The organism is Streptomyces sp. NPDC000348, from assembly GCF_042898795.1.
GTDB lineage: Bacteria > Actinomycetota > Actinomycetes > Streptomycetales > Streptomycetaceae > Streptomyces.
Window position 1 is genome coordinate 429,052 of the sequence record NZ_JBIAZD010000006.1, and the last position, 8,328, is coordinate 437,379.

At 74.8% G+C, this 8,328-nt stretch carries 6 protein-coding genes; all 6 read right to left on the minus strand.

The genetic code is table 11. From position 1 onward, the window contains the following. Nucleotides 1-4: 4 nt before the first annotated feature. The gene (locus tag ACFY3N_RS15570; protein ID WP_390817187.1) at nucleotides 5-937 is read right to left on the minus strand and encodes an LD-carboxypeptidase; all 933 of its coding nucleotides are present in this window, start codon (nucleotides 935-937) and stop codon (nucleotides 5-7) included. Continuing rightward, a complete protein-coding gene (locus ACFY3N_RS15575; RefSeq protein WP_390817188.1) occupies nucleotides 934-2,889 on the minus strand; it encodes a prolyl oligopeptidase family serine peptidase in 1,956 nt (651 codons plus the stop codon). Before ACFY3N_RS15575 ends, ACFY3N_RS15570 begins: the two co-directional genes overlap by 4 nt. A gap of 15 nt (nucleotides 2,890-2,904) precedes the next feature. Then, complete coding sequence (locus ACFY3N_RS15580; protein ID WP_390817189.1) at nucleotides 2,905-4,209, minus strand: M20/M25/M40 family metallo-hydrolase; 1,305 nt, start codon at nucleotides 4,207-4,209, stop codon at nucleotides 2,905-2,907. Continuing rightward, entirely contained in the window at nucleotides 4,202-5,035 is an 834-nt protein-coding gene (locus ACFY3N_RS15585) for a M55 family metallopeptidase (protein ID WP_390817190.1), read from the minus strand. The genes ACFY3N_RS15580 and ACFY3N_RS15585 overlap by 8 nt, the downstream gene beginning before the upstream one ends. 102 nt (nucleotides 5,036-5,137) lie before the next feature. Beyond that, nucleotides 5,138-5,863 carry a class I SAM-dependent methyltransferase gene (locus ACFY3N_RS15590; RefSeq protein WP_390817191.1) on the minus strand — a complete coding sequence of 242 codons (726 nt, stop codon included), beginning with the start codon at nucleotides 5,861-5,863 and terminating at the stop codon, nucleotides 5,138-5,140. 141 nt (nucleotides 5,864-6,004) lie between these two features. Beyond that, nucleotides 6,005-8,314 carry a SpoIIE family protein phosphatase gene (locus ACFY3N_RS15595; RefSeq protein WP_390817206.1) on the minus strand — a complete coding sequence of 770 codons (2,310 nt, stop codon included), beginning with the start codon at nucleotides 8,312-8,314 and terminating at the stop codon, nucleotides 6,005-6,007. Nucleotides 8,315-8,328 lie beyond the last annotated feature (14 nt).

Here is an 8,328-nt window from a genome sequence, read left to right on the forward strand (position 1 = left end):
CCGGTCAGCTCAGCGCCGGTTCGTCCAGGGTCAGCGTGCCCGCGTCGGCGTCCAGTTCGGCCGTGACACCGAAGGGGACGGTGAGCGCGTCCGCGCAGTGCCCGAACCCGAACTGCTCGGCCACCGGCACCCCGAGGCCGCCGAGCCGGTCGGCGAGCAGCGCCCGCACCCCCTCGTACGGCTCGCACCGGGCCCAGGAGCCGAGCAGCAGCCCCGCGACCCCGTCCAGCCAGCCGGCCCGCAGCAGCTGGGTGAGGCAGCGGTCGAGCCGGTAGGTCTCCTCCCCCACGTCCTCCAGGCACAGCAGTCCGCCGCGCGCGGAGGGTCTGGCGTACGGGGTGCCGAGGTCGGCGGCGAGCAGGGAGAGACAGCCGCCGAGGGTGACCCCGCGCGCCCGCCCGGGGACGAGCGCGGTGCCGTCGGAGCGCAGGGTGCGGACCGTCTCGGGGGCCAGGAGGGTCGCCTTGAGGTGGTCCTGCGCCCGCGCGCTCCTCACGAAGTCGACGCCCGCGGCCATCGGCCCGTGCAGGGTGACGAGGCCGAGCCGGACCGCGAACGCCTCGTGCAGCGCGGTGATGTCGCTGAACCCGACGAACACCTTCGGCCCGGCGGCCCGCATCGCCTCCCAGTCGAGCAGGTCGGCCACGCGCTGTGCGCCGTAGCCGCCGCGTGCGCAGATCACCGCGTCGACGGCGGGATCGCACCAGGCGGACTGCAGATCGGCGGCCCGGTCGGCGTCGCCGCCCGCGAGGTAGCCGAACGTGCCGTGCCGGTCCAGGACGTGGCGGCCCGCCACGGGGTCGAGGTCCCAGCCGCGCAGCACGTCGAGCCCGGCCCGGAGCCGCTCCTCGGGCACCGGACCGCTGGGCGCGACCACGGCCACCCGGGCGCCGGGGGCGAGGCGGGCCGGCCGCCGCAGTGCTCCGGCCGGGCTCACGTGCCCAGCCCCAGGGTCGGCACGCCGGGCGGTTCCATCCCGAACACCTGCGCGTACAGGGACAGTTCCGCCTCCAGGGCGCGCACCATGGTCTCCGCCCGCCGGAAGCCGTGCCCCTCCCCCTCGAAGGTGAGGTAGGCGTGCGGCACGCCCCGGCCGGCCAGCCGGGCCAGGAACCGCTCGCACTGGACGGGCGGGCAGATCGGGTCGTCCAGTCCCTGGAGCATCAGGAAGGGCACGGAGAGCCGGTCGGCGTGCGCGACGGGCGAGCGCCGCGCGTACCGCTCGGGCACTTCGGCGCGCGGGCCGATCAGGCTCTCCAGGTACTGGGACTCGAAGTCGTGGGTCTCCCCCGTGCCCCAGCCGGTGAGGTCGAGCACCGGGTAGATGATGGTGCCGCAGGCGTAGACGTCGGTCGTGGTGAGCGAGGCGGCGGCGGTCCAGCCGCCGGCGCTGCCGCCGCGGACGGCGAGCCGGTCCCGGTCGGCGGTGCCCTCGTCGGCGAGGGCCAGCGCGACGGCGGCGCAGTCCTCGACGTCGACCACGCCCCACTGTCCGCGCAGCCGGTCGCGGTACTCCCGCCCGTATCCGGTGGAGCCGCCGTAGTCGACCTCGGCGACGCCGATGCCGCGCGAGGTGAAGTAGGCGATCTCCAGGTCGAGCACGAGCGGCGCCCGGCCGGTGGGGCCGCCGTGCGCCCACATCACGTACGGGGGCGGTTCGTCCGCGGGGCCGGCGTACCCGGGGTGGTGCGGGGGGTGGACGTGGGCGTGGATCTCACGGCCGTCCGGTCCGGTGAAGGTGCGGACCCGCGGCTCGGGGTAGTACGCGGGGTCCACGGCGTCCTCGTGCGCGGCGCCGATCACGCGGGCCCGGCCCGTCCTGGTGTCCAGATCCACCACCTCGTGGGCGCTGCGCGGACCGGCCCCGACGGCGACGACCCGCTCGCCGTGTGCCGCGAGGGTGGGCGCGAACTCGCTCCACGGGCCGACGGCGTCGACGACCTCGCGGGTCTCGGGGTCGAGCACGCCGAGCGCGGACGCGCCCCGGCCGTGCAGGACGGCGATCAGGCCGTCGTCCAGCGGGGCGAACCAGCGCAGGCCCAGCTTCCACAGCGGTCCGCCGAACTCCTCCTCGCGCGGGCAGACCGGCTCCCCGTCCCGGTAGAGGTTCCACCAGCCGGTGCGGTCGCTCGCGTACAGCAGCCGGCCGTCGTGGGTCCAGTCGGCCTGGGCGACGGACTCCTCGGGTCCGCCGGCGACCGTCCGGGCGCCCTGGAGGGTGCCGTCGGGGGCGACGTCGGCGACGAGCAGGTCGGTGCCGTCCCACGGCATGCGCGGGTGGTCCCAGCCGATCCAGGCGGCGCGCCGTCCGTCCGGGGAGAGGCGCGGCCCGGTCACGAACCGGTGCCGGCCGTCGCTCAGTTCGCGCACGGCGCCCCGGTCCTCGGCGGCGGAGCCGTCCAGCGGTACGGCGGCCAGGACACGGCGTACGTCGCTGGGGCCGTCCCCGGTGAACTCCTCCAGGACGCACCACGCCTCGCCGCGCTCCGGCAGCAGCACCGGATCGGCCCAGCGCAGTCCCTGCCCGACCGGGGAGACGGGGGTGAGCGGGCGGGGCTCACCGCCCGGCTGGTACCGGTACAGGCGCTGGTCGGCGAAGTTCACGAACACCACGAGCGGGCCGCCGTCGTCCCGCACGGTGCCGGCCCAGGGACGGCCGCCGTACTCGTGGACGCGGCTGCGCACGTTCCACGGCGCGGGCAGGACCGGCTCCTCGGTGCTGTCGGCGTGCCGGCGCACCAGGCCGCGCCGGCCGGCTTCGGCGGGCCGGGGCTCGGTCCACCACACCTCGTCGCCGACGAAACCCACGAACTCGGGGCTGCCGTCGTGGGCCGCGGCCGTGGCCGCGTCGATGGGCGAGGGCCACTCGCCGTACGCCAGGGTCCGCACTGTCTCCCCCACTGGTCAGGCCGAACGCAGGAACCGGTCGAGCACCCGGACACCGAAGTGGAGCGCATCGACCGGGACGCGCTCGTCGACCCCGTGGAAGAGGGCCTGGTAGTCGAAGCCCTCCGGCAGCCTCAGCGGCGCGAAGCCGTAGCCGGTGATGCCGAGGCGGGAGAACTGCTTGGCGTCCGTGCCGCCGGACATGCAGTACGGCACCACGTGCCCCTCGGGCGCGAACTCCTCCACGGCGGCCCGCATCCGGGCGAACGTCGGCGAGTCCACCGGCGCCTGGAGCGCCACCTCGTGGTGCTCGAACTCCCAGTCGACGTCCGGTCCGGTGAGCCGGTCCATGGTCGCGCGGAACTCGTCCTCGGCGCCCGACAGATACCGGCCGTCGACGTGCGCCACGGCTTCCCCGGGGATCACGTTGATCTTGTACCCGGCGTCCAGCATGGTCGGGTTGGCACTGTTGCGGACGGTCGCCTCGACGAGCTTCCCGGCCGTGCCGAGCTTGTCCAGCAGCGTGTCCACGTCGGACAGGTCCGTCTCGATGCCGTACACGGCGGCGAGCTCGGTGAGCGCGGCCCGCACCGTCGGGGTGAGCCGCAGCGGCCACTGGTGCTCCCCGATGCGGGTGACGGCGGCGGCGAGGCGGGTCACCGCGTTCTCCCGGTTGACCTTGGAGCCGTGCCCCGCCCGGCCGCGCGCGGTGAGCTTCATCCAGGCGGTGCCGCGCTCGCCGGCCGCGATCGGGTACAGCTGCCGTCCGTCGCCGTCGTGGAAGGTGAACGCGCCCGACTCGCTGACGCCCTCGGTACAGCCCTCGAAGAGGTGGGCGTGCCGGTCGGCGAGGAATCCGGAGCCGTCCTCGGCGCTGGCCTCCTCGTCGGCGGTGAACGCGACGACGACGTCGCGGCGGGGCCGCACGCCCTGCCGGGCCCAGGCGCGCACCACGGCGAGGATCATCGCGTCCATGTTCTTCATGTCGACGGCGCCGCGCCCCCAGACGACCCCGTCGCGGACCTCCCCGGAGAAGGGGTGCACGCTCCAGTCGGCGGCCTCGGCCGGTACGACGTCCAGGTGCCCGTGGACCAGCAGCGCGTCGGCCGACGGGTCGGTGCCCGCCAGACGCGCGACCACGTTGGTCCGGCCGGGGGTGCGCTCCAGGAGGACCGGCTCCAGGCCCGCCTCGGCGAGCCGCGCGGCGGCGTACTCGGCGGCGGGCCGCTCCCGGCAGTCGCCCCCTCCCCGGTTGGTCGTGTCGATCCTGATCAGGTCGGACGTGAACGTCACGACCTCGTCCAGGGCCCGCTCGTCAGCCATACTGCTCCTCCACCGCGGCCGAGGCGATCGTGGTGACCGCCTTGAAGGTGCGGATCCCGTCGTACATGGTCCCGCTGGTGTACGCGATCCTCCGCTCGCCGGTGCGGGTCACGCCCGGCACGACGGTGGCGGCCATCGCCAGGTGCTCGGCGTCGAACTCCACCGCCACGGTGAAGGGCCCGCCCTCGACGGGCTCGCGGCGCACCGCCAGCGCGGCCGCCTCCTCGGCCGCCGCGCGGATGTCGGCGGCCGTCCGGGCCGGGGTGCGGCACACGGCCGCGTACCGGGACACATGGTCCTTGACGGCGACCTTCAGCGCCTCGGGCGCGTAACCGAGCGCGTCCTCGCACGCGATGTCGTCCCCCGTGACGAGGATCACCGGCACTCCGTACTCGGCGGCCACGTGCGCGTTGAGCAGTCCCTCGCTGGCCCGTACGTCGTTCACCCACACCCCGGTGATGGAGTTGGCGAGGAAGGTGTGGGCGAGGACGCCCTCCATGCCGGCGCCGGCGTGGTAGCCGACGAAGGCGATGCCGTCCACGTCGCCGTGCTGCACGCCCTCGACCATGGACAGGGACTTGTGCCGCCCGGTGAGCATCTCGGCCCGCTCGTCCAGCTGTTCCAGCAGCAGGTTGCGCATGGTCCAGTGGGCCTCGTTGATCAGCACCCGGTCGGCGCCGCCGTCGAGGAAACCCCGTACGGCGGCGTTGACGTCCGAGGTGAACATGGACCGGCACCGCTCCCACTGGGGAGTCCCCGGCAGCACGTCGGCCGGCCAGGTGACACCGGTGGCGCCCTCCATGTCGGCGCTGATGAGGATCTTCATGCGGCACACGCTACGTGGTCCCGCCGAATCCCGGCCAGCCTGTGGACCACTCTCACCGGCCCGTACCAGTGACGGGCACACGGCTTCTGACCAGGCGTTGTCTCATGCGGCGCGTCCGGTGACGAACCAGAGGGACGGCAGCGCGACACGGGTGCCGTCGGGGCCGCGCTCCGTGGTGGTCAGCGGCAGGGTGCCGCTCGCCAGCACGGTCAGTCCGGCCGCGGTCAGGAACTCGGGCACGGCCGCGTCGTCGACCTCGCCGGGGGCTATGCCGTGCCGCAGGACCGGCGCGAGTTTGGGCGGCGGGCCGCCGGGCCCGGTCGCGAGGCCCCGCAGGACCGCTCCGGCGGCCTCGGAGGGCTCGACGAGGAAGGCCCGGCCGCGCTCGCCGGCCACCGTGGCGACGGTGTCCACCAGCGCCTGCCGGTCGTCGGCCTCGCACTGGTGCAGCACACCGCGCATGTACACGTTGGCGTCGCCGAGTTCGGCGTGCAGGGCCTGTGCCTCGGTCTTGTCCGCGGCGTCCAGGCGCCGGTACGCCGCCCGTCCGGCCGGGTCGGCGCCGCGGGCGCGGTCCAGGGCGGCGGCGGACAGGTCCGCGCCGAGGACGTGCGGGAAGCGGTCGGCGAGGAAGCGGGTCTGGGTGCCGTTGCCGCAGCCGAGGTCCACCAGGGGCAGGCCGGGGTCGGTCAGGTGCGGTTCGAACAGGGCGAGATGGCGGGCTGCGGTCAGGGCGGGCTCCGCGTCCCAGAACACGGCCCCCGGCTCGTCCGGCGCCTCACTCCAGAAACCCTCCCAGGCCTCCCGGTACCGACTGGTCACGCTCATGCCCGACTCCCCAGGGTGCGACGCCGACCCGCCCCGTGTGACGGGCCAGTACGGTGTATCGCGCCCCGGGCGCGCGGACAAGCGCTCGGCGCATTCCTTCACGGCTCGTTCGCCGCGGAGTGCGCCGTGTACCACCGGCGCTCAGCGTCGTCGCGGCAGCGTCAGTTCGAACCACACGCTCTTGCCGGCCGTCGTCCGGCTGGTGCCCCACTGGCGGGCGAGGGTGCTGACCACGCGCAGTCCGCGCCCGGACTCGTCCGCCGGCCGCGCGTTGAGCAGCGTCGGCAGTTCGTGGTCGTCGTCCTCCACCTCGCACAGCAGCGTGTCGCCGCGCACCAGCCGCAGGGCGACGGGGCGGGCGTGGGAGTGCAGCACGGCGTTGGTGACGAGTTCGCTCACCATCAGCTCGGCGCTGTCGACGAGCTTCGGCAGACCCCAGTCGTACAGCTGTTCGCGGACCACCGCGCGGGCCCGGCCGACCTCGGACGGCTCGGGGGTGAGCCGCCATTCGGCGACGTCGTCGGGTTCGATGCCGCCCAGCCGGGCCATCAGCAGGGCCACGTCGTCCTTGCGGCCGCCGCGTGTGTTGAGCGCGCGGATGATGGTGTCGCAGGCGTCGTCCATGGAGGCGGCCGGGTGGGCGGCGGACTCGCACAGCGTGGCCAGCCCGACACCGATGTCCTCACCGCGCACCTCGACCAGTCCGTCGGTGCACATCACCAGCCGGTCACCGGGCGCCACGGGCACGCGCACCGCTTCGAAGGGCACCCCGCCGACGCCGATGGGTGCCCCGGTGGGCAGGTCGAGCAGTTCGCTGCGCCCGTCGGCGGCGCGGACCAGGACCGGCGGGATGTGTCCGGCGTTGGCGAGGTGCAGCTCGCCCGCGATGGGGTCGTGGACGGCGTACAGGCAGGTCGCGAGGTAGGTGTCGCCGAGCCGCTGGGCGAGGTCGTCGAGGTTGCGCAGGAGTTGCGCGGGCGGCAGGTCCAGCGCGGCCATGGTCTGCACGGCGGTGCGCAACTGGCCCATCATCGCGGCCGAGTTCAGCCCGTGCCCCATGACGTCGCCGACGACGAACGCGGTGCGGGCGCCGGGCAGCTTCACCGCGTCGAACCAGTCGCCGCCGATCCGCCCGAGCAGGGTGCCCGGGAGATAGCGGGTGGCGATGTCGCAGCCCGCCATGCGCGGCGGGATGTGCGGCAGCATGCTGTCCTGGAGCGTCTCGGCGACGTTCTCCTGGTAGGTGTACATGCGCGCGTTGTCCAGCACGAGGCCCGCGCGGGCGGCGAGTTCGGCGCCGGTGACCCGGTCCATGTCGTTGAAGACCTGCCGCTCCGGGTGGCGCAGCAGGATCATGAAGCCGAGGACGACGTGGCGCGCCTTCAGCGGGACGACCAGCATGGAGCGGCCGGTGATCAGCGGCCGGATGTCCCGTTTCTCGAACTGCGAGGCGATGGCGTGGCCCAGCTCCTCGCCGATGCGCGGCACGAGGACGGGTTCGCCGGTGGTCATGCACTGGAAGAACGGGGTGTGCGCCGGAAAGGGCATGGCCTCGCCGACGGGCACGACGTCGTCCCAGCGGCCGGGTTCGTCGGTGTGCTCCAGAGCGACCCGGTGCCACAGGGTGGTGGTGTCCGGCACGCCCTCGTCAAACGCCTCACCGGCGACGACCTGTTCGCGCAGATAGGTGCCGGCGACGTCGGTGAAGCGGGGCACGACGGCCTTGCTGACCTCGACGATGGTGCGGGAGAGGTCGAGGGATGTGCCGATCCGGGAGCTGACCTCGTTGAGGAACTCCAGGCGCTCGCGGACCGCGGCGTACTCCAGGTCCTCGCCCTCGTCCCGCAGTTCCTCGGGCACCGGCTCGCCGGACGCCGGCGCGCGGGCGGCCCGCTCCCGCCGCTCGCGGCGTTCGGCGCGCCGGGGCACGCCCCAGTCGGGGGTGACGGGCACCCGGTCGTTCTGGCTGAACTCCAGGATCGGGTAACCCAGTTCCAGGACCTGGGCGACGATGCGGGCGCTGTCGCCGACGCTCATGCTGGGGAGGATCTCGGGGAGCCGGCGGGCGAGGTCCTCGGCGCCGGGGAAGTGGGTGTGCGGGGCGAAACCGGGCGCGATGCGTTCGTACGTCCCGGCCCCGTCCGCGCGCAGCCCGTCCGCGTCGGCGGCCAGCACCAGCAGCCGCTCGCGCCCCGGACCCACCAGCGGATAGGCCCACCACAGCACGTCGACCCGCCCGGCCCCGGCCGCCGCCAGCCGGGCCCGGCCCGCGGCCGGGTAGGACAGGCCCCCGCCGAGCGAGGCACCGAGGCCGGGCCCCAGGCCGTCGTAGGCGGCGTGCGCCCCCGCCGGGGGGGGGGCCCCGCCCCCGGGCGCCCCCCCCCCCGGCGCCCCCGGGGGGGGCGCGGGGACCGGGCGCAGGGCGACCCCCCGGGGGGCCAGGGCGTACACCCTTGGGTGGGGGC